This window comes from Pseudomonas sp. TH06, assembly GCF_016651305.1.
In the GTDB taxonomy this organism is placed as follows: Bacteria; Pseudomonadota; Gammaproteobacteria; order Pseudomonadales; family Pseudomonadaceae; genus Aquipseudomonas.
The window spans coordinates 1,466,997-1,490,851 of record NZ_JAEKEC010000001.1; the positions used below are offsets into that span (position 1 = coordinate 1,466,997).

Below are 23,855 nucleotides of genomic sequence, written 5' to 3' on the forward strand. Positions count from 1 at the left end.
GGATTCAATGGAGTGACTGGATGAAAATCATCATCCTCGGTGCAGGGCAGGTCGGCGGTTCGCTGGCCGAACATCTGGCCAGTGAAGCCAATGACATCACGGTGGTCGACACCGACAGCGAGCGCCTGCGCGACCTCGGCGACCGTCTCGACATCCGTACCGTGCAGGGCCGTGGCTCGCTGCCGTCGGTACTGCGTCAGGCCGGCGCCGACGACGCCGACATGCTGGTCGCGGTGACCAACAGCGACGAAACCAACATGGTCGCCTGCCAGGTCGCTCACACACTTTTCCACACGCCGACCAAGATCGCCCGGGTGCGCGAGGCGTCCTACCTCAATCGCGAAGAACAACTGTTCCAGAACGAAGCGATTCCGGTCGACGTGCTGATCAGCCCCGAGCAAGTGGTCACCAACTACATCAAGCGCCTGATCCAGCATCCCGGCGCCTTGCAAGTGATCGATTTCGCCGAAGGCGCGGCGCAACTGGTGGCAGTGCGCGCCTATTACGGCGGTCCGCTGGTGGGCCAGCAACTGCGCCAGCTGCGCGAACACATGCCGAATGTGGAAACCCGCGTCGCCGCGATTTTCCGTCGTGACCGGCCGATCCTGCCGCAGGGCGACACCGTGATCGAGGCCGATGACGAAGTCTTCTTCATCGCTGCCCGTGAGAATATTCGCGCGGTGATGAGCGAAATGCGTCGTCTCGACGAGACCTACAAGCGCATCGTCATCGCTGGCGGCGGGCAGATCGGCGAACGTCTGGCCGAGGCCATCGAAAGCCGCTACCAAGTGAAGATCATCGAGATGAACCCGGCACGTTGCCGCTATCTCTCCGATACCCTCGACAGCACCGTGGTATTGCAGGGCAGCGCCTCGGATCGCGATCTGCTGCTGGAAGAAAACATCGCCGATGCCGACATCTTCCTCGCGCTGACCAACGATGACGAAGCCAACATCATGTCGTCGTTGCTGGCGAAACGGCTGGGGGCGAAGAAGGTCATGACGATCATCAACAACCCGGCCTACGTCGACCTGATCCAGGGCGGCGACATCGACATCGCCATCAGCCCGCAACTGGCGACCATCGGCACCTTGCTGGCCCACGTGCGGCGTGGCGATATCGTCAGCGTGCACTCATTGCGCCGCGGTGCGGCGGAGGCCATCGAGGCGATTGCCCACGGTGATGCGAAATCGAGCAAGGTCATCGGCAAGCCCATCGAGAAGATCGGTTTGCCGCCGGGTACCACGATCGGCGCAGTCATCCGCAATGAACAGGTGATCATCGCCCATGACGACACCGTGATCGAAGCGGGCGACCATGTGATTCTGTTCCTTGTGGATAAAAAACATATCCGCGATGTGGAGAAGCTGTTTCATGTGGGGTTGAGCTTCTTCTGACCCGGATTATCGGGTGACCAGACTGGCGTCATCGCGAGCAGGCTCACTCCTACATTTGAAATGCGTTCTCACTGTAGGAGTGAGCCTGCTCGCGATAGCGGTATCCCAAAGCAAGACTTCTCCCTGACCCACCTCACTCAAGGAATCCACCATGCTCGAATCCCTGGAAAAAATGCTCGCCAAGGGTGTGGATAACTCCCTGCTGCGCTTCGGCCTCGGCAAGGGTTATCTGGACCTGGGCGAAAACGCCAAGGCTGCCGAGCATTTCCAGCGCTGCGTCGGTTTCGATCCGAAGTATTCAGCGGCATGGAAACTGTTGGGCAAGGCGCAACTGGCACTGGGCGATCATGCCGCTGCGCGGCAGGCATGGGAGCAAGGTCTGGAAGCGGCCCGTGCCCATGGCGACAAACAGGCCGAGAAGGAAATGACTGTGTTTCTGAAGAAGCTCGAGCGTCAGGCGCAGTAAATCAAAGGTAGCGAAGACCGATGCCGTCGGCATCCACCGTCACCACTTCCATCCGCACCCGTGGCGCGCCTGTGGGTAAATCCTGCACTTGGCCATACACCACCGCGCCTTTGGGCAACGACGCCAGGCGCGGGTGCTGCACATACACCCCGGTGGGCGACAGATTGCGCGTCTGGCCGAGGCATTCGCCGAAGCTGTCGTGGGTGATCTTGATGCGGAAGGATTTGCGTTGTTCGGACATCTTCATGCGCCCTTGAATGAACGAAGTTGTGGATAACCGTAGAAGCCAGATCAAGAGATCGTCCGATCGCGGCCCGAACCTTCGGCAGCTCCTACAAGTTATCCACAGAATGTGCCAACTTCTTCAGTACCAGCGTTCTTCGCCCGGCGGGCGTTTCTTGAAGCGCTTCATGCTCCACATGTACTGGCTTGGATACGCCGCCACATAGCGTTCGACCACTTTGCTCATCGCCGCGCAAGACTCGGCGGTATCGGTGCTGTACATGGCCTCGGGCGCCGCTTCGAGGATCACTTTGTAGCCAGAACCGTCGGGCAGGCGCAGTGCATGGAGGAACACGCCGACCGCTTTGCCACCGGCCAACATGTTCGGCACAAATTTGCTGGTCAGCGCCTGGGTGGCGAAGAACGGCACGAAGATCCCGGCGGATTCGGCCGGTTCCGGGTCAGCGGGAATGCCCACTGCACCACCTTTGCGCACTTCCTTGATGACGCTGAGAATGCCTTCCTTGGTCGACGCGGCGACTTTGTTGCCCAGTTGCACGCGCTGTTTGCGCAGCAATTCATCCACAGCCTTGAGCTTGGGCGGGCGATAGAAAATGATCGGTTTGCACTGGCTGCAATAGAAGTGGTTGAGCACTTCCCAGTTGCCGAGGTGGCTGGTGATGCCGACCACGCCCTTGCCCGAGGCCAACGCATCCTTGAGAATGTCGAGGCCTTCGACTTCGCGCACCAGGTCGATGGAGCGCTGGGCTGGCCAGATCCACGCGCAGGCGCTTTCGGTCAGCGACTTGCCGATGTCTTTCAGGCTCTGCCCGACCAGACGCTCACGCTCGGCCGGGTCCATTTGTGGAAAACATTTGGCAAGGTTGATCCGCACCACGTCGCGGGATCGGTTGGGGGTTTTCCACATGATCCAGCCAATCGCCGAACCCACGGCCTGCACGGCCCGCCATGGCAGCAGGGCAAACAGCCGCAGAGCGCCTACCAGCAAGGCGCCTTTAAACTTTTCCACAGGTCACTCCTGATCTTGTGCTGTGCGCGAGGCGGCCATTCTAACCGCCGTTGACGAGCTGCGCGTAGCGGTCGCAGTCACGGGTGTGATCCATGACCATGCCCGAGGCCTGCATCAGCGCGTAGCAAATGGTCGGTCCGACGAACGTGAACCCGGCCTTTTTCAGGCCTTTGCTCATCGCCAGCGCTTCGGGAGTGATCGCCGGGACTTCGCTGCGATCCTTGAAATGATTGATGATCGGTTGGTCGCCGACGAACGACCAGAGGAACGCCACCGGATCCTCCAGCGCCAGCCAGGCCTGGGCATTACGGCGGGCGGCGTTGAGTTTGAGACGGTTGCGGATGATCCCCGGATCGAGCATCAACTCATCGATTTCAGCGTCGCTCATCTGCGCCACGCGCTGTACGTCGAAGCCGAACAACACCTCGCGATAACGCTCGCGTTTACGCAGCACGGTGATCCACGACAGCCCGGCCTGGAACCCTTCGAGCAAAAGCAACTCGAACAAACCCTGCGCATCGCGTAGCGGCGTGCCCCACTCCTGATCGTGATAAGCCATGTACAGCGGATCTTCGGTACACCAAAAGCAGCGTGGCATAAGGCTCCAGGGGGTGGAGGTGCGACTGAATCGGGTATACTCCCGCTCTTTAAATCGCAGCCCAAGAAACAGGTGAATTTCGTGAGCCAGCCTACGCCAGCCGTGCGTACCTTCCAAGACTTGATCCTCGCGCTCCAGCAATACTGGGCCGAGCAAGGTTGTGTGGTACTTCAGCCCTACGATATGGAAGTAGGCGCCGGCACTTTCCACACCGCGACATTCCTGCGCGCCATCGGCCCGGAAACCTGGAACGCCGCCTACGTGCAGCCAAGCCGCCGTCCGACTGACGGCCGCTACGGCGAAAACCCGAACCGTCTGCAGCACTACTACCAGTTCCAGGTAGTCCTGAAGCCGAACCCGGACAACTTCCAGGAACTGTACCTGGGCTCCCTCAAGCATGTCGGTCTGGACCCGCTGGTCCACGACATTCGCTTCGTCGAAGACAACTGGGAATCGCCGACCCTCGGCGCCTGGGGTCTGGGCTGGGAAGTCTGGCTGAACGGTATGGAAGTGACGCAGTTCACTTACTTCCAGCAAGCGGGCGGCATCGAGTGCTACCCGGTGACTGGCGAGATCACCTACGGTCTCGAGCGTCTGGCCATGTACCTGCAGGGCGTGGACTCGGTCTACGACCTGGTCTGGGCGGACGGTCCGATGGGCAAAGTCACCTACGGCGACGTGTTCCACCAGAACGAAGTGGAGCAGTCCACTTACAACTTCGAACACGCCAACGTCGACAAGCTGTTCGAACTGTTCGACTTCTATGAAAGCGAAGCCAAGCGCCTGATCGAGCTCGACCAGCCGCTGCCGTTGCCGAGCTATGAGATGGTCCTGAAGGCCTCGCACACCTTCAACCTGCTGGATGCACGCCGGGCGATCTCGGTAACCGCGCGTCAGCAATACATTCTGCGCGTGCGCACCCTGGCGCGTTCCGTTGCGCAAGCCTACCTGCTGGCGCGCGCCAAGCTGGGCTTCCCGATGGCAACCCCGGACCTGCGTGACGAAGTACTGGCCAAGCTGGAGGCTGCACAATGAGTGCGCAAGATTTTCTGGTTGAACTGGGCACCGAAGAACTGCCACCGAAAGCCCTGAACACTTTGGCTGAAGCGTTCCTCGCCGGTATCGACAAGGGCCTGCAAGCCGCTGGCCTGAGCTACGAGACCAAAACCGTCTACGCCGCACCGCGTCGTCTGGCTGTGCTGATCACGGCACTGGCCACCCAGCAGCCGGATCGCAGCATCAACCTCGACGGCCCGCCACGTCAGGCGGCGTTCGACGCTGAAGGCAACCCGACCCAAGCGGCACTGGGCTTCGCCAAGAAGTGCGGCGTCGAGCTGAGCGAAATCGACCAGAGCGGTCCGAAACTGCGCTACAGCCAAAGCATCGCCGGCAAGCCGACTGCGAGCCTGCTGCCGACTATCGTCGAAGATTCGCTGAACGACCTGCCGATCCCGAAACGCATGCGTTGGGGTGCGCGCAAGGAAGAGTTCGTACGTCCGACCCAATGGCTGGTAATGCTGCTCGGTGACCAGGTCATCGACTGCACGATCCTCGCGCAGAAGGCTGGCCGTGACTCCCGTGGTCACCGTTTCCATCACCCGGAAAACGTGCGCATCGGTTCGCCGTCGAGCTACCTGTCCGACCTGCGTGCCGCTTATGTGCTGGCCGACGCCAACGAGCGTCGCGAAATCATCAGCAAGCGCACCGAAGAACTGGCCACCCGTCAGGAAGGCACGGCGATCGTTCCACCAGCGCTGCTCGACGAAGTGACCGCGCTGGTCGAATGGCCGGTGCCGCTGGTGTGCTCGTTCGAGGAACGCTTCCTCGACGTGCCGCAAGAAGCACTGATCACCACCATGCAGGACAACCAGAAGTACTTCTGCCTGCTGGATGCCGACGGCAAGTTGCTGCCACGTTTCATCACTGTGGCCAACATCGAAAGCAAAGACCCGCAGCAGATCATCGCCGGTAACGAGAAAGTGGTTCGCCCACGTCTGACCGACGCTGAGTTCTTCTTCAAGCAAGACAAGAAGCAGAAGCTCGAAGCCTTCAACGATCGCCTGCAGAACGTGGTGTTCCAGGAAAAACTCGGCAGCGTCTACGACAAGGCCGAGCGCGTATCCCGACTGGCTGCGTACATCGCCGCACGCATCGGCGGCAACGCCTCGTGGGCTGCCCGCGCAGGCTTGCTGTCGAAATGTGACCTGGCCACCGAAATGGTTGGCGAGTTCCCGGAGATGCAAGGTGTTGCCGGTTACTACTACGCCCTCAATGACGGCGAGCCGGAAGACGTCGCGCTGGCGCTGAACGAGCAGTACATGCCACGCGGTGCCGGTGCTGAACTGCCTGCCACCCTGACTGGTGCGGCCGTCGCCATCGCTGACAAGCTCGACACCCTGGTCGGTATTTTCGGTATCGGCATGCTGCCAACCGGCAGCAAAGACCCGTACGCCCTGCGCCGTGCAGCACTGGGTGTGCTGCGCATTCTGATCGAGAAGAAACTCGATCTGGACCTGAACGACGCCGTAGCTTTCGCCGTGAATGCGTTCGGTGCCAAGGTCAAGGCTGCCGGTCTCAACGAAGCGGTGTTGGAGTTCATCTTCGACCGTCTGCGTGCACGTTACGAAGACGAAGGCGTCGATGTCGCCACTTACCTGTCGGTTCGTGCCCTGAAACCAGGTTCGGCGCTGGACTTCGACCAGCGTGTGCAAGCGGTGCAAGCCTTCCGCAAACTGCCGGAAGCGGCAGCGCTGGCGGCGGTGAACAAGCGTGTATCGAACCTGTTGAGCAAGGTCGAAGGCTCGGTGCCAACCGTGGTTGAAGCCAAATACTTCGACAACGCCAACGAGTTCTCGCTGTACTCGGCGATCCAGCAAGCGGATCAGGCGGTGCAGCCTATGGCCGCAGCGCGTCAGTACAACGAATCGCTGGCGCGCCTCGCAGCATTGCGCGAGCCGGTCGACGCGTTCTTCGACGCGGTGATGGTCAATGCCGACGACGCCAATGTACGGGCCAACCGTTACGCGCTGCTGGCGCGTCTGCGTGGCTTGTTCCTCGGTGTCGCAGACATTTCGCTGCTGGGTTGAGGGATTGCTGTTGAAACTGCTGATTCTCGATCGGGACGGAGTGATCAATTACGACTCCGACGCTTACATCAAGTCAGTCGCGGAGTGGATTCCGTTGCCCGGCTCGATCGAGGCGATTGCGCAGTTGAGCAAGGCCGGCTGGACGGTGGCAGTCGCCACCAACCAGTCGGGCATTGCTCGCGGCTATTACGACCTCGCCACCCTCGACGCCATGCACGCGCGCCTGCGCGAACTGGTGGCGGAGCAGGGCGGTGAAGTCGGGCTGATCGTGTACTGCCCGCATGGGCCGGACGAGGGTTGCGATTGCCGCAAACCGAAACCGGGCATGTTGAAAACCATCGCCGGGCATTACAACGTGGCGCTGACGAATGTCTGGTTCGTCGGCGACAGCCTTGGTGACCTGGAGGCCGCCAAAGCCGTCGATTCACAGCCAGTTTTGGTAAAGACCGGAAAAGGCGCAAAGACTCAGGGCAAAACCCTGCCGGTTGGCACTCTGATTTTTGACGATCTGGCGGCGATTGCCGCAGAACTTATCCACAACTAGAGTACTTCTGAAATTCCTGACCAGGGATTGATCGGGAGTGCGCTTGAACAGTCGGGCATTGCCCCGTAACGGTAAACGTCGCCATGTCGATACTGCGGGCCATCAGAATTTTTCTCTTTTACCTGCTGCTGGGCACCACGTCCTTGTTGTGGTGCAGCCTGAGCTTTTTCATCGCGCCCTTTCTGCCGTTCAAGGCGCGATATCGTTTTATCAACGTGTACTGGTGCCGTTGCGCCTTGTGGTTGACCAAGGTGTTCCTCGGTATCCGTTACGAAATCAAAGGCGCGGAAAACGTGCCTGACCGGCCCTGCGTGATTCAGTCGAACCACCAGAGCACTTGGGAGACGTTTTTTCTCTCCGCTTATTTCTCGCCGTTGAGCCAGGTGCTCAAGCGCGAATTGCTCTATGTGCCGTTTTTTGGCTGGGCCATGGCCATGCTGCGACCGATCGCGATTGATCGCGACAATCCGAAAGCTGCGCTCAAACAGGTGGCGGCAAAGGGTGATGAGCTACTCAAGGACAACGTTTGGGTACTGATTTTCCCCGAAGGCACACGCGTGCCTTATGGCACTGTCGGCAAGTTCTCGCGTAGTGGCAGCGCATTGGCGGTGAATGCGGCGCTTCCGGTATTACCGATTGCACACAATGCCGGCAAGTTCTGGCCGAAAATCGGTTGGGGCAAGAAGTCCGGGGTGATCACCGTGGTCATCGGTGAACCGATGTACGCCGAAGGCACTGGGCCTCGCGCTATCGCCGAGCTGAACGACCGGGTGCAGGCCTGGAACGAGAAGACCCAACGCGAAATGGGTTCTCTGCCACCCGCACCACAAGCGCCGGCTGCAAGTGATCAGGTGGCTGTCTGAGATTTTGTGGATAACCTGTGTACGGTTTTGTTGAAAAGGCTTGAATCTTTATATTAAGTGATTGATTTATTTATATATTTCTCAAGCTCATAAAACACCGTAAAAGGTGCATAAGTTTTTTTCGGAAGTAAAAAAACCGGCTGATATAGCCGGTTTTTTTATGCCTGATTACTCGGCAATCAAAGGTAGCTCAAGTACAAACGTTGTGCCTTGATCGACTACGCTGCGGCACTCGATCCGGCCGCCATGGTGATCGACCACTGCTTTGACCATCGACAGGCCCAACCCGACACCATCGATGCCTTGGGCCGAGGAAAACCGCCGGTATTGAATAAACAGATCAGGCAGTTCTTCGGCGGCAATGCCTTTGCCCTGATCGCTCAGTTCCACCCGCAACACCTCGCCATGGCAACGGACCTGCAAATGAATCGTGGTGTGAGGTCCGCTGTACTTGATCGCGTTTTCCAGCAGATTGAACAGCGCCCGGGTCAGCAATCCTTGATCAGCCAGCACCAGGCGCTCTTGAGAGGGTTCGTCCATGTCGTGCAGCATTTCGATGCTTTTCTGTTGGGCGATCGGCAAGGCCTGATCCAGCACATCGAGCACCAACATCGCAAACAGGCTTGGCTGAAACTGGTAAGTCTCGGACTCCGCCCGCGCCAGCAATACGAATCCATCGGTCAGCGACAGTGCGCGGCGCACTTGGCGTTCGATCTGTTCGAACAGCGGCGCATCCGCGCCAGCCTGATGGCGATGGACATCCAGCAAGGCGAGGATTGCCGAATGGGGGGCGCGCAAATCATGGGAAAGAAAGCGCAGCAAAACGCTGCGCTGCTCTTCGGCCGCGCGTTCGGCACTGAGGTCGGTCAGACTCAGCAACCAGCCAATGGGCGTGTCACCGTCGACCGGCAACAGCGCGGCGCGCTCCAGACGCAAGCTACGTTCCTTGTGATCGCGGAACTCCAGCAGGGGCAGGGCGGATAACGGCGGGCGGGGAGCTGTGGACAATTCGGGGTAGCCGAGTTGCGCCAGTTGATCGAGCACATCGTCGCCCACCAGAGCACTATCGAATAGATTCCGCGCTTTGCGATTGCCCAGCAGAATCTGCCCTTTGGGGTCGCTGATCAGCGTGGCTACCGGTAGATATTCCAGGCCATCAGCGATAAAACGCCGAGTATCGCGGGTGCGGCTCATCGCTTGTTCAAGCGCCATGATCTGTCCCTGCAGACGATCAGCACCAGTGAACTGCGCGCGACGGCGTTCCGGGAAAACTTTCGGTTCATTGTCCAGCCGTGCCAACTCCCAGCCGAAATAGGTCAGCACGACGCTGAGGCGCCGCCAGTTCCAGATCAAGTAGCCGAACAGCATGCCCAGCACGGCTGGCGTCGGCGACCACCAGCGCCGCATCTCCGCCAATCCCGCGCTGGTCAGCAACACACAAGCCATACCGATCAGCGTCACCCAAAGTGCCAGACGCGGGCGCCATAACAGTAGCCCGAGAACGCACGTCACCAAACTCACGGAAAGCAATGCGCCCAGCCCCGGTGACGCGTCATGCAGATTGACCTGCGCTCGGTACGACAACAGCGCAGTCAGCGGTAACAGCACTAGACTTATCCACAACCACTCGCGCACCAACCGGCGGAACAGTCGCTGCACCTGGCTTGGCTCACGGCTTTCGCGCCGGCGCTCGCTACTCATCTGAACAGCTGGCATGGGAAAAAGGGCAGGGCAATGTGAATGGATTCATGGGCCACAGGTCTGAGACATGACCCGAAGAATCATAGCGGACGTCGACCAACGGCGGGCCGCTTACTTTCAAGGCAATGGCCGGGCGACTAAGGTTTACGGCCAAATGCCCCCAGCGACAAGGAACCACCGCGTATGCGCGTTGCGATACTGGACGACGAACCCGCCGAACTGCGCCGGGTCGAGCAGACCCTGCAGCAAATGGCCGATGCCTCCGAACAGCCATGGTCGCTGCACAGCTTCGAGCTTGGCGAAGACCTGCTGCGACAACTGCGCCGGGAAACCTTCGACCTGCTGATCCTCGACTGGCAATTGCCGGATCTCACCGGTCTGGCATTGCTGCGCTGGACCCGCGAACACATGGAAGCGCCTCCCGCTGCGATCATGCTGACCAGTCGTGATGGCGAAAGCGATATCGTCCAGGCCCTGAACGCCGGCGCCGACGACTACGTGAGTAAACCGTTCCGGCCCAATGAGTTGAAAGCGCGGGTCGCCGCCGTATTACGTCGACACAGTCAGCCACGCAGCGCCGCCACCGAGGTACTCAGCTTCAATGACCTGACGTTCGACGATGCCGAGCTGACCGTCACCCGTGAGGGCAAACCCATCGTCATGACCGAGCGTGAATATCGGTTGGCGCGCTGCCTGTTCAGCAACCTTGGTCGACCTCTGTCGCGGGATTATCTGTATGAGCGCTTCTGGCCCCACGAAGAAATGGCCTCGTCACGGCCGCTGGATACGCATATCTACCGGCTGCGTAACAAGCTGGGGCTGACGGCCGATCGTGGATGGCAGTTGCTGACGATTTATGGGTACGGGTATCGGTTGGAGAGTGTGGCGACTGCACAGGAATAAAGATCAAAAGATCGCAGCCTTCGGCAGCTCCTGCACAAGATCAATGCAGGCGCTGCGATCTCTCTTTACTGATCAATGAAACGTCAACCCGAGCAACCCGATTGCCAGTTTTCGTTCATCCACACTCATCCCCAGTTCGTGTGGGCTGATCGCCAATGGAAAATGTAACTGGATGCGCAAGACACCTTGCTGCGCAACGAGCTGCTGCACCTGCGGCGGCAGCAAGACATTTATTTTGTTCGCAGTGGCTTGGGTCAGACTGGCGGAGAACACCGCAACATCATTGACGCGGATATCCACAGCCTGGCGCGGGTGTGACTCCGCCAGAAAGGCATTGGCTTCGAGCGACAGCGAGGTCACATTACCGGCCGGCCTGAGGATGATTTCCGCATCTGAACCCACTGACCCGGTACCCCAGGCATCAGAAACCCACCAGCCTGTGCCCAGACCGGCGGCCCCGGAACTGCTATCGGTGAACTGAATTTTTTCACCCGGCCGGAAAGTCGGAATCAGCTCTTGAGGTTGCACTGCATTGATGGCGGGACAGTCAGCACAGCGCTTCCACCCCGGTGCCAAGACATAAAAGTCGTCGACTCTGGCCAGGACATCGGCATTGCGGTCCAGGTTGACCGTTGCTTGAAGCGCCGAGCGTTGATCCAGTACATACAGGGTGTCGGCATCATACTTTCCGGATTCGACAGTCCTGTCTGCCGCGCGCTGCGCAGCCTCCTGCGCCGCCGCACTTACCCGTCCCAGGTAAACGGCATCTGTTGCCAGATGATACTTGCCTGCGTAATCGGCCAGCGTCATCCAATGCGTGGAAAAGTTTTGCGGACTCACCCATCGCACGTTCTGATAATGCGATGCCGCGCTGCGCCAGAAAGGATCGACCAACGGGGTTTTCCATTCCTTGCCCGGCGAAGCCATCAGTTGGCTGCGCGTGTTTGCCCAGCCTGCACGGGTGTCCGCCACTTGAACGACCACCGCCAGCGCCAACAGCATGATCGCCGCCTGCGGCCGGGCACTTCGGGCCACCAAAAAAACCACCGCGAAAATCACCGCGTACATGACCGGCCAGATCATCCGGCCCGATGCGCGGAAGATACTCGCGATTGCAATGAAGGTGTCCGGCAACCAATAGTCGAATTCGTACGACGCGATCCCGACCTTGTTGGAAAGCGCAAAAACCATCAGCCCGACCAGCGCGAGCAGCAATATCCAGCGCTTGCGTATGGCGGCCATAACCCCGTTGTTCTTGCCGCCCAACGTGAGCGGCAATGCACAAACGAGGAGCAACACCACCCCCAGCCCAGGGAAGGCCATGCCATCTCCATCGCCGGGCACTCCGGGGAAATCCCTCAAGACATATGACCACCCGGCAGGGTTGAAGAAGGTCAACGCATTCGCACGGAACAATCCAAACCCGATGGAGGCCAGACCAGCTCCATTGATCGTGAAGTAGCCCGCCTGCCAGCAGCACAATCCCGTCAACAACAAGAGGCCGAACAACTCGGCAACTGCCTTGCGCGGAGTCAGTTGGATTTTGATGGTTCGGTACAGAAGATCGGCGATCCAGATCAGCGCAATCATGACCAGCAGATAGGCGTGCACCAGGGCCGACGCGGCCAGCAGGGATCCCCAGGCCAGAGCGCGCTTGTCATTGCCACGGCGTAGCGTCAGGTACAGTGCGGCGAGGATCAGGAAATGTCCGGAAAGGGATAGATGTACGCCCATGCGCGCAATCATCGCCGGGTTGAAGAGAAACAATGCCGCGCCCAGCAGGCGCACTGTCACATTGCTTGTGGCCAGCCCCATCAGTTTCCAGGCAAACCAGCTCTGCAGCACAAAACACGTCAGCAACCAAAGTCCGAAGTACTGGAAAGGCTCGGGAAGCAGCGAAGCGAACGGTTTGAAGATAAAGGCAAACAGCGGATTGGAATCCGAGAAGATGATCGCGCTGCTCAGCTCCAATCCGTAAGAGGGATTGAGCCCCAGCGGAATCGACCAGGGTGAATGCCTGAAAAACGCCCACCCCAGGTAATGCGTCGCCGGATCGCTCTGACCCAGCCATGCAATGTTTTCAGGGTTCAGCGCCCTTGGCCCCACGACGATAAAAAATGCCAGAACGCCCATCAGCAAGGGAAAGAGACTAACCGGCAAGCGTTTAAGCAGATCCTTCATCGATACACGTCCATTCGTCATGCGCCAAAATCAGAGGCTGGAATCGAGGCTGCATCGTACGCAAAAAAAAGCCCGCTTGCGCGGGCCTTCTTCTGGCTTGGCCGGCCAACCCTTTGGGGTGGCCGAACCGTCACAGGTGTAGCGGATCAGAAATCCAGGTTCGACACCGCCAGGGCATTGCTCTCGATGAAGTCACGGCGAGGTTCGACCGCATCACCCATCAGGGTGTTGAAAATCTGATCTGCGCCAATGGCGTCTTCGATGGTGACTTTCAGCATGCGGCGCACGCTTGGGTCCATGGTGGTTTCCCACAGCTGATCCGGGTTCATTTCGCCCAGACCTTTGTATCGCTGGATGGTGTGACGCTTGGTGCTTTCAGCCATCAGCCAGTCCAGAGCTTCCTTGAACTCGGTAACCGCTTTCTTGCGCTCGCCACGCTGGATGTATGCGCCTTCGTCGAGCAGGGTGCTCAGTTGAGCGCCGAGGGTGACGACGGTTTTGTAGTCGTTGCTGCCGAAGAAGTCACGGTTGAAGGTGACGTAGTTCGACAGGCCATGGGAGATCAGTTCGACCTCTGGCAGCCACACGCCACGTTCACGATCTTCACGCAGGCTGGCCTTGTAGACCAGGCCGGACTTCTCATTGGTGCGCAGGCGGACTTCGTACTGGGCCAGCCAGTCTTGCATCTTGGCATGGTCGCCGAGCATTTCCAGGCTCACGGCCGGCAGGTAGATGAAGTGTTCGGTCAGCTCCTGCGGATACAGGCGCGAAAGACGCTTGAGGGTCTTCATCACCATGCGGAAGTCGTTCACCAGACGTTCCAGCGCCTCACCGGAAATGCCCGGGGCCTCTTCGTTCAGGTGCAGGCTCGCATCTTCAAGAGCCGACTGCGTCATGTACTCTTCCATGGCGTCGTCGTCTTTGATGTATTGCTCTTGCTTGCCTTTCTTGACCTTGTACAGCGGCGGCTGCGCGATGTAGATGTAGCCACGCTCGATCAACTCCGGCAACTGACGGAAGAAGAAGGTCAGCAGCAGGGTACGGATGTGCGAACCGTCGACGTCAGCATCGGTCATGATGATGATGTTGTGATAACGCAGTTTGTCGATGTTGTACTCTTCGCGACCGATGCCGCAGCCCAGCGCGGTGATCAGCGTGCCCACTTCCTGGGACGAGATCATCTTGTCGAAGCGTGCTTTCTCGACGTTGAGGATCTTACCTTTCAGCGGCAGGATCGCCTGGGTCTTGCGGTTACGTCCCTGCTTGGCAGAGCCGCCCGCGGAGTCACCTTCCACGAGGTACAGTTCGGACAGCGCAGGATCTTTTTCCTGGCAGTCAGCGAGCTTGCCCGGCAGGCCGGCGATATCCAGCGCACCTTTGCGGCGGGTCATCTCACGAGCCTTGCGCGCCGCTTCACGGGCACGGGCAGCGTCGATCATCTTGCCGACGACCAGTTTCGCTTCATTCGGATTTTCCAGCAGGAAGTCGGAGAAATACTTGCCCATCTCCTGCTCGACCGCGGTCTTCACTTCGGAAGACACCAGTTTGTCTTTGGTCTGCGAGCTGAACTTCGGATCCGGCACTTTCACCGAGATGATTGCGGTCAGGCCTTCACGGGCATCATCACCGGTGGTGGCGACTTTGTGCTTCTTCGCCAGACCTTCCTGCTCGATGTAGTTGTTCAGGTTACGCGTCAGCGCCGAACGGAAGCCCACCAGGTGAGTACCGCCGTCGCGCTGCGGAATGTTGTTGGTGAAGCACAACAGGTTCTCGTTGAAGCTGTCGTTCCACTGCAGGGCGATTTCCACGCCGATGCCGTCTTCACGCTGGATGTTGAAGTGGAACACCTGGTTGACCGGAGTCTTGTTGGTGTTCAGGTATTCAACGAATGCACGCAGGCCGCCTTCGTACTTGAACAGCTCTTCCTTGCCGCTGCGCTCGTCCTTGAGGACGATACCCACACCGGAGTTGAGGAAGGACAGTTCACGAATGCGCTTGGCGAGGATGTCCCAGCTGAAGTGAATGTTCTTGAAGGTTTCGCTGGAAGCCTTGAAGTGAATCTGGGTGCCGGTGGTTTCGCTGTCACCCACGATGGCCATCGGCGCCTGAGGTACGCCGTGGACGTAGGTCTGTTCCCAGATCTTGCCGCTGCGGCGCACGGTGAGAACAAGCTGCTCGGACAGTGCGTTCACCACCGACACACCTACACCGTGCAGACCGCCGGATACTTTGTAGGAGTTATCGTCGAACTTACCGCCAGCGTGGAGGACGGTCATGATGACCTCGGCGGCGGAAACGCCTTCCTCTTTGTGCACGTCTACCGGGATGCCACGGCCGTTGTCTTTAACGGTGATGGACTCGTCCGGGTGGATGATGATGCTGATGTCGTCGCAATGGCCGGCGAGGGCTTCGTCGATCGAGTTGTCGACCACCTCGAACACCATGTGGTGCAGACCGCTGCCATCGTCGGTGTCACCAATGTACATACCGGGACGTTTGCGTACGGCATCCAGGCCTTTCAGCACTTTAATGCTCGTTGAGTCGTACGTATTTTCTTCGCTCAATGCCTTCACTCCCGATGGTCGTGGGTCTGGGTGATACGGCCCTGTTCCACGTGGAACAGAGCGACTGGCGTTTCCGTCTGCCAGCCTTCCCTCAATAATTCGTGATCTACACAGGTGATGAACACCTGGCAGCGTAAGTCTTCCAGCAAGCGGCACAGCGCACGACGGTGGCTCTCGTCCAGTTCGGACGGCAAGTCATCCACCAGATAAATACACTGACCGCGTCGGGCCTGGCTGACCAGATGCCCCTGGGCAATCCGCAATGCGCAGACCACCAACTTCTGCTGACCCCGGGACAAGATGTCCGCGGCGTTGTGTGCGCCCAATCTAAGACGCAAATCAGCCCGTTGTGGCCCAGCCTGTGTATGGCCCATTTGCTGATCCCGTTGCAGGGACCCGGCAAGTACGGCGCTCAATTCCCGGTCTTTGTCCCAGCCTCGGTAATAGCTGAGCGTCAAACCTTCAAGCTCAACCAGTTCGCTCAAGGTTTGTTCAAAGACTGGTTTCAAGGCTTTGATGTAAGCGCGGCGGTATTCATCGATTTCAGCGCTGGCCTGGCACAGTTCCCTGTCCCAAACCGCTTGCGAAACGGCGTCAAGTGTACCATGCCGCAGCCAGGAGTTTCTCTGGCGCAAGGCCTTCTGCAGGCGCTGCCAAGTAGCCATGAATCGCGGCTCGACGTGGAACACGCCCCAATCGAGAAACTGCCGGCGAATCTTCGGCGCACCTTCGAGCAGGCGGAAACTGTCCGGGTTGATCAACTGCAGCGGCAGGATCTCCGCCAGTTGCGCGGCGCTGCGGGCGTTCTGGCCGTCGATACGGATCTGGAACTCGCCCTGACGGTCCCGCGAAATCCCCAACGCACTGTGGCCACCCTCGGCCAATTCGACCTGACCGAACACGGTGCAGGCGAGTTGCTCGTACTGGATGACCGGCAACAGCCGCGTGCTACGAAACGAACGGGCAAGCCCCAGCAGATGAATGGCTTCCAGAACACTGGTTTTGCCGCTGCCGTTGGCGCCGTAAAGGATATTGATGCGGGGGGAGGGGGAGAAGGTCACCGGGTGCAGATTACGCACCGCGGTGACCGAAACACGACTTAAGGACATCCAGGGTCAGCTGATTACAGACGCATCGGCATGACAACGTAAGCCGAATCGTCGTTGTCGGATTCCTGCACCAGCGCACTGCTGTTGGAGTCGGACAGGATCAGACGAACCTGCTCGGTGGTCATCACGCCCAGCACGTCAAGCAGATAGCTCACGTTGAAGCCGATTTCCAGCGAGCCACCGTTGTACTCAACGCCCACTTCCTCTTCCGCTTCTTCCTGCTCCGGGTTGTTGGCCTGGATCTTCAACTGACCGCTGGCCAGTTGCAGACGAATACCACGGTACTTCTCGTTGGAGAGAATTGCGGTACGGCTGAATGCTTCACGCAGGGCCTGGCGATCGCCGAGTACCAGCTTGTCACCGCCCTTCGGCAGCACGCGCTCGTAATCCGGGAATTTACCGTCGACCAGTTTCGAAGTGAAGGTGAACTCGCCGGTGGTCGCGCGAATGTGGTGCTGACCGAGGACGATGCTGACGTTGCCGTCCGGCTCGGTGAGCAGACGTGCCAGTTCGAGAATACCTTTGCGCGGCACGATGACCTGGTGGCGATCCGGCTGACCGATATCGGCTTTCATCGAGCACATGGCCAGACGATGACCGTCGGTAGCCACCGCCCGGATGATGCCTTCGGAAACTTCCAGCAGCATACCGTTGAGGTAATAACGCACGTCCTGCTGGGCCATGGCGAAGCTGGTGCGTTCGATCAAACGACGCAGTTTGCTTTGCTCCAGGCTGCAAGTCAGCGAGCCAGGACCTTCTTCGACAGTCGGGAAGTCGTTGGCAGGCAGAGTGGACAGGGTGAAACGGCTACGACCGGCCTTCACAACCAGCTTCTGCTCGTCGACCTTGATGTCGATCAGCGCATCGTTGGGCAGGCTTTTGCAGATATCCATCAGCTTGCGCGCAGGCACGGTGATGGAGCCCGTTTCAGCCGGCTCTTCGAGTTGCACGCGACCGACCAGCTCGACTTCCAGGTCGGTACCGGTCAGCGACAATTGCTGGCCTTCGACAACCAGCAGCACGTTGGAGAGTACCGGCAAGGTCTGTCGGCGCTCGACGACGCCTGCGACCAGTTGCAGGGGTTTCAACAGGGCTTCGCGTTGAATGGTGAAATGCATGGTCTAGTCCCTTGCCTTAATAAGCTGCGCTGGTGTTCATCAAGTGGTCAGTGTACGCAGCAGGTTCTTGTAGTCCTCGCGGATGTCCGCGTCGGATTCCTTAAGTTCGTTGATCTTGCGGCAGGCGTGCAAAACAGTCGTGTGGTCGCGACCGCCAAACACATCGCCAATTTCCGGCAGGCTGTGGTTGGTCAGTTCCTTGGACAACGCCATGGCCACCTGACGCGGACGAGCGACCGAGCGCGAACGGCGCTTGGACAGCAGATCCGAGATCTTGATCTTGTAGTACTCGGCGACAGTGCGCTGAATGTTATCCACAGAGACCAGTTTGTCCTGCAATGCCAACAGGTCTTTCAAGGATTCGCGAATCAGCTCGATGGTGATATCGCGGCCCATGAAGTGCGAGTGGGCGATCACGCGTTTCAGCGCGCCTTCCAGTTCACGGACGTTGGAGCGAATGCGTTGGGCAATGAAGAACGCAGCGTCGTGCGGCAAGTCGACTTTGGCCTGGTCGGCCTTCTTCATCAAGATTGCGACGCGGGTTTCCAGTTCCGGCGGCTCGACGGCAACCGTCAGGCCCCAGCCGAAACGGGATTTGAGGCGCTCTTCGAGGCCTTCGATTTCTTTCGGATAGCGGTCACTGGTGAGAATGACCTGCTGGCCACCTTCAAGCAGAGCGTTGAAGGTGTGGAAAAACTCTTCCTGCGAGCGCTCCTTGCGGGCGAAGAACTGAATATCGTCGATCAGCAAAGCATCCACCGAACGGTAGAAACGCTTGAACTCGTTGATCGCGTTCAGTTGCAGCGCCTTGACCATGTCGGCCACGAAACGCTCGGAATGCAGGTACACGACCTTGGCATTCGGGTTCTTCTTTAATAGGTGGTTACCCACCGCATGCATCAAGTGGGTTTTACCCAGGCCGACGCCACCATAAAGGAACAGTGGGTTGTAGCCGTGCTTGGGATTGTCCGCCACTTGCCAGGCCGCCGCGCGGGCGAGCTGGTTGGATTTACCTTCGACGAAGTTTTCGAAAGTAAATGTGCGGTTCAGGTAACTGGTGTGCTTGAGCGCGCCTTCAACCTGCACGGTGCGCTGTTCGGCGCGGACCGGTGCCTGCTGCGAAGCGGCACCGGACATCGGGTCGAAACTGTCGCGAGACGGTTCATCGCTGATTTCGGGGCTTTTCTGCGTCGAGCGCTTGGCCGCCGGTGCTGATGCCTGAACGGGTGTCGGCGTATTCACAGGCGCGGCATTTGCCTGGGCCTGGGACACCTGCGCTGCAGCCAGTGGTGCATTGGGTGCGGCACGCGGAGCAGAACTGCGTTTGCTGCCTATTAATAAGGAAAGCGCTGGCGCCATGCCGTTGCCGTGCTCATCCAGCAATTCAAGGACGCGTCCCAGGTACTTTTCGTTGACCCAGTCCAGCACAAAACGATTCGGTGCGTAGACGCGCAACTCGTCGCCTTCGGCTTCGACCTGTAGTGGACGGATCCAGGTGTTGAATTGTTGGGCAGGCAGCTCCTCGCGCAAAAGCTCCACGCACTGCTGCCAAAGTTCCACTGACACGGATATCCCCTAAGTTGAAAGCCGGTGAGGCAAAAACAAGCGGCCATTGTAGCGGCGAGCCGTCCACTTATCCACATGCAGGTTGCGCGGTCGCCATGATTTATCAATGCGTTAACCGGGAAAAAGGCGACCAACGGTGTGTGAATAAGCTCTGTGGATAACCGCATCTAAGGGCACTGGACAACTGGGGGCGAAACTCGGTGGATAACCTGCCTGTGGATAACAGGCCATTCCACACACAGGTTATCCGATAGCGCAGCACAGGCTGAACACGGTTTTCCACTGTAGTTGTCATTCTCTGTACATCACGCGAAACAAGGCCTCATGGCACTTATCCACAGATGAGGGCGTGCCTAGCTTTTATAAGCTTTACAGAAAAGCTTTAAATAATTCCCTTCTTTATTTTTATGTATGGCGAACAGGCTTTCAGCCAAACAAGCCCTGCAGATCTATTTATAAGGAAACGTTGGTTGGAAATTGACCTGAAGGCTTGCTTTCTCTAGAATCCCCGGTCTCTTAAAACGGGGGCCATTCCGGCCCGTTGTGGACGAACCAGGTAACACGACATGAAACGTACTTTCCAACCAAGCACTATCAAACGCGCTCGTACCCACGGTTTCCGTGCTCGCATGGCTACCAAGAACGGCCGCGCAGTCCTGTCGCGTCGTCGCGCCAAAGGTCGTGCGCGTCTGGCAGTTTGATAATCCGGTACTGGAGGTGAGTCAGGACTTCAGTCGGGAAAAGCGTCTGCTTACTCCCCGGCATTTCAAGGCAGTCTTTGACTCCCCTACCGGCAAGGTTCCGGGGAAAAATCTCCTGCTCCTTGCACGCAACAACGATCTTGATCACCCCCGTCTCGGGCTGGTTATCGGGAAAAAGAGCGTAAAGCTCTCCGTTGAGCGCAATCGCCTCAAGCGTTTGATGCGCGAATCGTTCCGTCTGCACCAGGATTCACTGGTCGGCTGGGATATCGTTATCGTCGCGCGCAAAGGTCTGGGCGATGTAGAAAACCCCGAATTGATTCAGCATTTCGGCAAACTCTGGAAGCGTCTGGCACGCAGCAAGCCAGTTCCAGAAGTCAAAACCGAAACTGTAGGGGTAGACAGTCCAGATGCGTAAACTGGCCCTCGTTCCGATCCAGTTTTATCGCTATGCCATTAGTCCTTTGATGGCCAGCCACTGTCGTTTCTACCCCAGTTGTTCCTGCTACGCGTATGAAGCCATTGAAAATCATGGCCTTCTGCGCGGTGGCTGGCTGACCTTTCGTCGTTTAGGTCGCTGTCATCCGTGGAATCCCGGTGGTTATGACCCGGTTCCACCTATCCCTACCTCCCGTTCTTCTTCGATGGCCGAGTAATCATGGATATCAAACGCACGATCCTGATCGTCGCCCTGGCAATCGTGGCCTACGTTATGGTTCTTAAATGGAACCAGGACTATGGTCAGGCTGCTTTGCCGACTCAGAATGTTGCTTCCAGTACGACTACATCCGGTTTGCCGGATACCGCCACTGGCAATAATGCTGCCGCCAGTGACGATATTCCGCGCGCCGCTAGCGATACCAGCGCCCCTGCCGAAACTCCGGTAGCCGCCAGCAAGGATCTGATCCAGATCAAGACCGATGTGCTCGATCTCGCGATCGATCCACAAGGTGGCGATGTTGCTCAACTGACCTTGCCTTTGTATCCACGTCGTCAGGATCGTCCTGATGTTCCGTTCCAGCTGTTCGATAACGGCGGCGAACGTGTTTATCTGGCACAAAGCGGTCTGATCGGTACTAACGGCCCGGACGCAAATCCGGCCGGTCGTCCGGTTTACTCTTCGGAGAAGAAGACTTATCAACTGGCTGACGGTCAGGATCAACTCGTCGTTGACCTGAAATTCAGCAAGGACGGCGTCAATTACATCAAGCGTTTCACTCTGAAACGCGGCCTGTATGACGTAGCCGTTTCCTACATTGTGGATAACCAGAGCGCTCAGCCCTGGAACGGCGCAATGTTCGCTCAGTTGAAGCGTGATAACAGCGCTGATCCTTCGTCCACTACTGCTACTGGTACCGCGACTTACCTGGGCGCCGCCCTGTGGACAAGTTCGGAGCCGTACAAGAAAGTGTCCATGAAGGACATGGACAAGGCACAGCTGAAAGAAACCGTCACCGGTGGTTGGGTAGCCTGGCTGCAACACTACTTCGTGACCGCGTGGATTCCGGCCAAGGGCGAAAACAACGTCGTCCAGACCCGTAAAGACAGCAAAGGCAACTACATTATCGGTTACACCGGTCCTACACTGACCGCTGCTCCGGGTGCCAAAGTTGAAACCAGCGCTGTGCTGTACGCCGGTCCGAAAAGCCAGGCTGTACTGAAAGAGTTGTCCCCTGGTCTGGAACTGACCGTCGACTACGGCATTCTGTGGTTCATTGCCCAGCCAATCTTCTGGCTGTTGCAACACATCCACGCCATTGTCGGTAACTGGGGCTGGTCGATCATTTTCCTGACCATGCTGATCAAGGGTCTTTTCTTCCCTCTGTCGGCTGCCAGCTACAAATCGATGGCGCGCATGCGTGCCGTTGCGCCGAAACTGGCTGCTCTGAAAGAGCAACATGGCGATGACCGGCAGAAAATGTCGCAAGCCATGATGGAGCTGTACAAGAAAGAAAAGATCAATCCGCTGGGCGGCTGCTTGCCGATCCTCGTGCAGATGCCGGTTTTCCTTTCGTTGTACTGGGTTCTGCTGGAAAGCGTGGAAATGCGCCAGGCGCCGTTCATGCTGTGGATCACTGACCTGTCGATCAAGGATCCGTTCTTTATTCTGCCGATCATCATGGGCGCAACCATGTTCATCCAGCAGCAGCTGAACCCGACTCCTCCGGATCCGATGCAGGCGAAGGTCATGAAAATGATGCCAATCATCTTCACCTTCTTCTTCCTGTGGTTCCCGGCTGGTCTGGTGCTGTACTGGGTTGTGAACAACTGCCTGTCCATCACCCAACAGTGGTACATCACGCGTAAAATCGAACGGGCTACCAAAGCAGCCGCTTGATTTACACTGTGGATAACCACTCAAAACGCCCCCTAGTGGGGCGTTTTGCTATCTGTCACTTTTGTCTGGATTCCGGTTAATGAGCGCACCTCGTGAAACCATCGCAGCTGTCGCTACCGCGCAAGGTCGCGGCGGTGTCGGCATCGTCCGTATTTCCGGGCCGCTGGCCAGTGTTGCAGCGAAAGCCATCAGCGGCCGCGAACTGAAACCGCGTTACGCCCATTACGGGCCGTTTTTCAGTGATGACCAGCAAGTGCTGGACGAAGGACTGGCGCTGTATTTCCCGGGGCCAAACTCGTTCACCGGCGAAGATGTACTGGAACTGCAGGGCCACGGTGGCCCGATCGTCCTGGACATGTTGCTCAAGCGTTGCCTGGAACTGGGCTGCCGCTTGGCTCGTCCGGGCGAGTTCAGCGAACGCGCCTTCCTCAACGACAAACTCGACCTGGCCCAGGCCGAGGCAATTGCCGACTTGATCGAAGCAAGTTCTGCACAGGCTGCTCGCAATGCCCTGCGTTCGTTGCAAGGCGCATTTTCCCAACGTGTGCATAACCTGACCGAGCAACTGATCGGACTGCGCATCTATGTCGAAGCCGCCATCGACTTCCCGGAAGAAGAAATCGACTTCCTCGCTGACGGCCATGTGTTGAGCATGCTCGACAAAGTACGCGATGAATTATCCACAGTACTGCGCGAAGCCGGGCAAGGTGCCTTGTTGCGTGATGGCATGACCGTGGTGATTGCCGGTCGTCCGAATGCCGGCAAGTCCAGCCTGCTGAACGCGTTGGCCGGTCGTGAAGCCGCTATCGTGACCGAGATTGCCGGCACTACGCGCGATATCCTGCGCGAACATATCCACATCGATGGCATGCCGCTGCACGTTGTCGATACGGCAGGTTTGCGTGATACCGATGACCATGTGGAAAAGATCGGTGTAGAGCGTGCGTTGAAGGCTATCGGCGAAGCGGACCGGGTATTGCTGGTCGTCGATGCCAGCGCTCCGGAAGCCTTGGATCCGTTCGCCTTGTGGCCGGAGTTCCTCGAAATCCGCCCGGATCCGGCCAAGGTCACTTTGATTCGCAATAAAGCCGATCTGACCGGTGAAGCGATTGCCCTGGAAGTTAGTGATGACGGCCATGTGACCATCAGCTTGAGCGCAAAATCGGCAGGTGAGGGGCTGGAATTGCTACGCGATCACCTCAAGGCCTGCATGGGTTACGAGCAAACGTCGGAAAGCAGCTTCAGCGCACGTCGCCGGCATTTGGAAGCCTTGCGTCACGCCAGTGCGGCGTTGGAACACGGCCGTGCGCAACTGACTCTGGCCGGGGCTGGAGAGCTGTTGGCTGAGGACCTGCGACAGGCTCAACACTCTCTCGGAGAAATCACCGGCGCCTTCAGCTCCGATGATCTGCTGGGACGGATCTTTTCCAGCTTCTGCATCGGAAAATAATCCCTGCGTAATCCAAAG

At 58.3% G+C, this 23,855-nt stretch carries 21 protein-coding genes; 12 read left to right on the forward strand and 9 right to left on the reverse strand.

Going from position 1 to position 23,855, the window contains the following annotated elements; genetic code table 11:
- Nucleotides 1-20: 20 nt before the first annotated feature.
- Together trkA and JFT86_RS06450 are read left to right on the forward strand one after the other, a co-directional pair.
- Nucleotides 21-1,397, forward strand: coding sequence for a Trk system potassium transporter TrkA (trkA, locus tag JFT86_RS06445; RefSeq protein ID WP_123454924.1), 1,377 nt, complete (start codon nt 21-23; stop codon nt 1,395-1,397).
- Nucleotides 1,398-1,548: 151 nt separating this feature from the next.
- Entirely contained in the window at nt 1,549-1,863 is a 315-nt protein-coding gene (locus JFT86_RS06450) for a tetratricopeptide repeat protein (RefSeq protein ID WP_201236179.1), read from the forward strand.
- A gap of 1 nt (nt 1,864) precedes the next feature.
- On the opposite strand, the gene JFT86_RS06455 is transcribed toward JFT86_RS06450, so the two are convergent.
- From JFT86_RS06455 to JFT86_RS06465, 3 genes are all read right to left on the reverse strand, one after another.
- Complete coding sequence (locus JFT86_RS06455; protein ID WP_201236180.1) at nt 1,865-2,104, reverse strand: PilZ domain-containing protein; 240 nt, start codon at nt 2,102-2,104, stop codon at nt 1,865-1,867.
- A gap of 123 nt (nt 2,105-2,227) precedes the next feature.
- Entirely contained in the window at nt 2,228-3,115 is an 888-nt protein-coding gene (locus JFT86_RS06460; RefSeq protein ID WP_064389687.1) for a lysophospholipid acyltransferase, read from the reverse strand.
- 40 nt (nt 3,116-3,155) lie between these two features.
- Nucleotides 3,156-3,713: a DNA-3-methyladenine glycosylase I gene (locus tag JFT86_RS06465; protein ID WP_201236181.1), complete on the reverse strand. Its 558-nt coding sequence runs from the start codon at nt 3,711-3,713 to the stop codon at nt 3,156-3,158.
- A gap of 81 nt (nt 3,714-3,794) precedes the next feature.
- Here JFT86_RS06465 and glyQ point away from each other — a divergent pair, with 81 nt between their 5' ends.
- The 4 genes from glyQ to JFT86_RS06485 all read left to right on the forward strand — a co-directional run bounded on the left by glyQ (nt 3,795) and on the right by JFT86_RS06485 (nt 8,206).
- Nucleotides 3,795-4,748 carry a glycine--tRNA ligase subunit alpha gene (gene glyQ / locus JFT86_RS06470; RefSeq protein ID WP_025112261.1) on the forward strand — a complete coding sequence of 318 codons (954 nt, stop codon included), beginning with the start codon at nt 3,795-3,797 and terminating at the stop codon, nt 4,746-4,748.
- Nucleotides 4,745-6,799: a glycine--tRNA ligase subunit beta gene (gene glyS / locus JFT86_RS06475; protein WP_201236182.1), complete on the forward strand. Its 2,055-nt coding sequence runs from the start codon at nt 4,745-4,747 to the stop codon at nt 6,797-6,799. Before glyQ ends, glyS begins: the two co-directional genes overlap by 4 nt.
- 4 nt (nt 6,800-6,803) lie before the next feature.
- Complete coding sequence (gene gmhB, locus JFT86_RS06480) at nt 6,804-7,343, forward strand: D-glycero-beta-D-manno-heptose 1,7-bisphosphate 7-phosphatase (RefSeq protein WP_201236183.1); 540 nt, start codon at nt 6,804-6,806, stop codon at nt 7,341-7,343.
- Nucleotides 7,344-7,426: 83 nt separating this feature from the next.
- Nucleotides 7,427-8,206, forward strand: coding sequence for a lysophospholipid acyltransferase family protein (locus JFT86_RS06485; RefSeq protein ID WP_201236184.1), 780 nt, complete (start codon nt 7,427-7,429; stop codon nt 8,204-8,206).
- Nucleotides 8,207-8,374: 168 nt separating this feature from the next.
- On the opposite strand, the gene JFT86_RS06490 is transcribed toward JFT86_RS06485, so the two are convergent.
- Nucleotides 8,375-9,907 (reverse strand): HAMP domain-containing sensor histidine kinase, encoded by a 1,533-nt coding sequence (locus JFT86_RS06490; protein ID WP_201236185.1) that lies wholly within the window; start codon nt 9,905-9,907, stop codon nt 8,375-8,377.
- Between the two features lie 183 nt (nt 9,908-10,090).
- Here JFT86_RS06490 and JFT86_RS06495 point away from each other — a divergent pair, with 183 nt between their 5' ends.
- Nucleotides 10,091-10,810, forward strand: a complete 720-nt coding sequence (locus JFT86_RS06495) for a response regulator transcription factor (protein WP_201236186.1) — start codon at nt 10,091-10,093, stop codon at nt 10,808-10,810.
- A gap of 72 nt (nt 10,811-10,882) precedes the next feature.
- Here JFT86_RS06495 and JFT86_RS06500 read toward each other — a convergent pair whose 3' ends face one another.
- The 5 genes from JFT86_RS06500 to dnaA form a co-directional block, all read right to left on the reverse strand.
- Entirely contained in the window at nt 10,883-12,991 is a 2,109-nt protein-coding gene (locus JFT86_RS06500) for a DUF6311 domain-containing protein (RefSeq protein ID WP_201236187.1), read from the reverse strand.
- Between the two features lie 146 nt (nt 12,992-13,137).
- On the reverse strand, nt 13,138-15,555 hold the full coding sequence (gene gyrB / locus JFT86_RS06505; protein WP_201236188.1) for a DNA topoisomerase (ATP-hydrolyzing) subunit B: 2,418 nt from the start codon (nt 15,553-15,555) through the stop codon (nt 13,138-13,140).
- A 5-nt stretch (nt 15,556-15,560) separates the two neighbouring features.
- Nucleotides 15,561-16,664: a DNA replication/repair protein RecF gene (recF, locus tag JFT86_RS06510; protein WP_007911886.1), complete on the reverse strand. Its 1,104-nt coding sequence runs from the start codon at nt 16,662-16,664 to the stop codon at nt 15,561-15,563.
- Between the two features lie 14 nt (nt 16,665-16,678).
- Nucleotides 16,679-17,782 carry a DNA polymerase III subunit beta gene (gene dnaN / locus JFT86_RS06515; RefSeq protein ID WP_007911887.1) on the reverse strand — a complete coding sequence of 368 codons (1,104 nt, stop codon included), beginning with the start codon at nt 17,780-17,782 and terminating at the stop codon, nt 16,679-16,681.
- Nucleotides 17,783-17,821: 39 nt separating this feature from the next.
- Complete coding sequence (dnaA, locus tag JFT86_RS06520) at nt 17,822-19,348, reverse strand: chromosomal replication initiator protein DnaA (RefSeq protein WP_201236189.1); 1,527 nt, start codon at nt 19,346-19,348, stop codon at nt 17,822-17,824.
- 566 nt (nt 19,349-19,914) lie between these two features.
- Between dnaA and rpmH the strand changes: the two genes are divergently transcribed.
- The 5 genes from rpmH to mnmE all read left to right on the forward strand — a co-directional run bounded on the left by rpmH (nt 19,915) and on the right by mnmE (nt 23,837).
- Nucleotides 19,915-20,049: a 50S ribosomal protein L34 gene (gene rpmH, locus JFT86_RS06525; protein ID WP_003213577.1), complete on the forward strand. Its 135-nt coding sequence runs from the start codon at nt 19,915-19,917 to the stop codon at nt 20,047-20,049.
- Between the two features lie 16 nt (nt 20,050-20,065).
- A complete protein-coding gene (gene rnpA / locus JFT86_RS06530) occupies nt 20,066-20,467 on the forward strand; it encodes a ribonuclease P protein component (RefSeq protein ID WP_042704971.1) in 402 nt (133 codons plus the stop codon).
- A complete protein-coding gene (gene yidD, locus JFT86_RS06535; protein ID WP_010465488.1) occupies nt 20,460-20,705 on the forward strand; it encodes a membrane protein insertion efficiency factor YidD in 246 nt (81 codons plus the stop codon). The genes rnpA and yidD overlap by 8 nt, the downstream gene beginning before the upstream one ends.
- Nucleotides 20,706-20,707: 2 nt before the next feature.
- Nucleotides 20,708-22,387: a membrane protein insertase YidC gene (gene yidC / locus JFT86_RS06540; protein WP_034152190.1), complete on the forward strand. Its 1,680-nt coding sequence runs from the start codon at nt 20,708-20,710 to the stop codon at nt 22,385-22,387.
- A gap of 79 nt (nt 22,388-22,466) precedes the next feature.
- Nucleotides 22,467-23,837 (forward strand): tRNA uridine-5-carboxymethylaminomethyl(34) synthesis GTPase MnmE, encoded by a 1,371-nt coding sequence (mnmE, locus tag JFT86_RS06545; protein WP_201236190.1) that lies wholly within the window; start codon nt 22,467-22,469, stop codon nt 23,835-23,837.
- The last annotated feature ends 18 nt before the right edge of the window (nt 23,838-23,855 follow it).

Bases quoted from the DNA above. Each gene is read 5' to 3' on its own strand.
- JFT86_RS06495 (WP_201236186.1), top strand. From the start codon at position 10,091: ATGCGCGTTGCGATACTGGACGACGAACCCGCCGAACTGCGCCGGGTC.
- JFT86_RS06455 (WP_201236180.1), bottom strand. From the start codon at position 2,104: ATGTCCGAACAACGCAAATCCTTCCGCATCAAGATCACCCACGACAGC.
- yidD (WP_010465488.1), top strand. From the start codon at position 20,460: ATGCGTAAACTGGCCCTCGTTCCGATCCAGTTTTATCGCTATGCCATT.
- glyS (WP_201236182.1), top strand. From the start codon at position 4,745: ATGAGTGCGCAAGATTTTCTGGTTGAACTGGGCACCGAAGAACTGCCA.
- JFT86_RS06500 (WP_201236187.1), bottom strand. From the start codon at position 12,991: ATGAAGGATCTGCTTAAACGCTTGCCGGTTAGTCTCTTTCCCTTGCTG.
- yidC (WP_034152190.1), top strand. From the start codon at position 20,708: ATGGATATCAAACGCACGATCCTGATCGTCGCCCTGGCAATCGTGGCC.
- JFT86_RS06485 (WP_201236184.1), top strand. From the start codon at position 7,427: ATGTCGATACTGCGGGCCATCAGAATTTTTCTCTTTTACCTGCTGCTG.
- mnmE (WP_201236190.1), top strand. From the start codon at position 22,467: ATGAGCGCACCTCGTGAAACCATCGCAGCTGTCGCTACCGCGCAAGGT.
- JFT86_RS06450 (WP_201236179.1), top strand. From the start codon at position 1,549: ATGCTCGAATCCCTGGAAAAAATGCTCGCCAAGGGTGTGGATAACTCC.
- trkA (WP_123454924.1), top strand. From the start codon at position 21: ATGAAAATCATCATCCTCGGTGCAGGGCAGGTCGGCGGTTCGCTGGCC.
- rpmH (WP_003213577.1), top strand. From the start codon at position 19,915: ATGAAACGTACTTTCCAACCAAGCACTATCAAACGCGCTCGTACCCAC.
- recF (WP_007911886.1), bottom strand. From the start codon at position 16,664: ATGTCCTTAAGTCGTGTTTCGGTCACCGCGGTGCGTAATCTGCACCCG.
- JFT86_RS06490 (WP_201236185.1), bottom strand. From the start codon at position 9,907: ATGAGTAGCGAGCGCCGGCGCGAAAGCCGTGAGCCAAGCCAGGTGCAG.
- dnaN (WP_007911887.1), bottom strand. From the start codon at position 17,782: ATGCATTTCACCATTCAACGCGAAGCCCTGTTGAAACCCCTGCAACTG.
- JFT86_RS06465 (WP_201236181.1), bottom strand. From the start codon at position 3,713: ATGCCACGCTGCTTTTGGTGTACCGAAGATCCGCTGTACATGGCTTAT.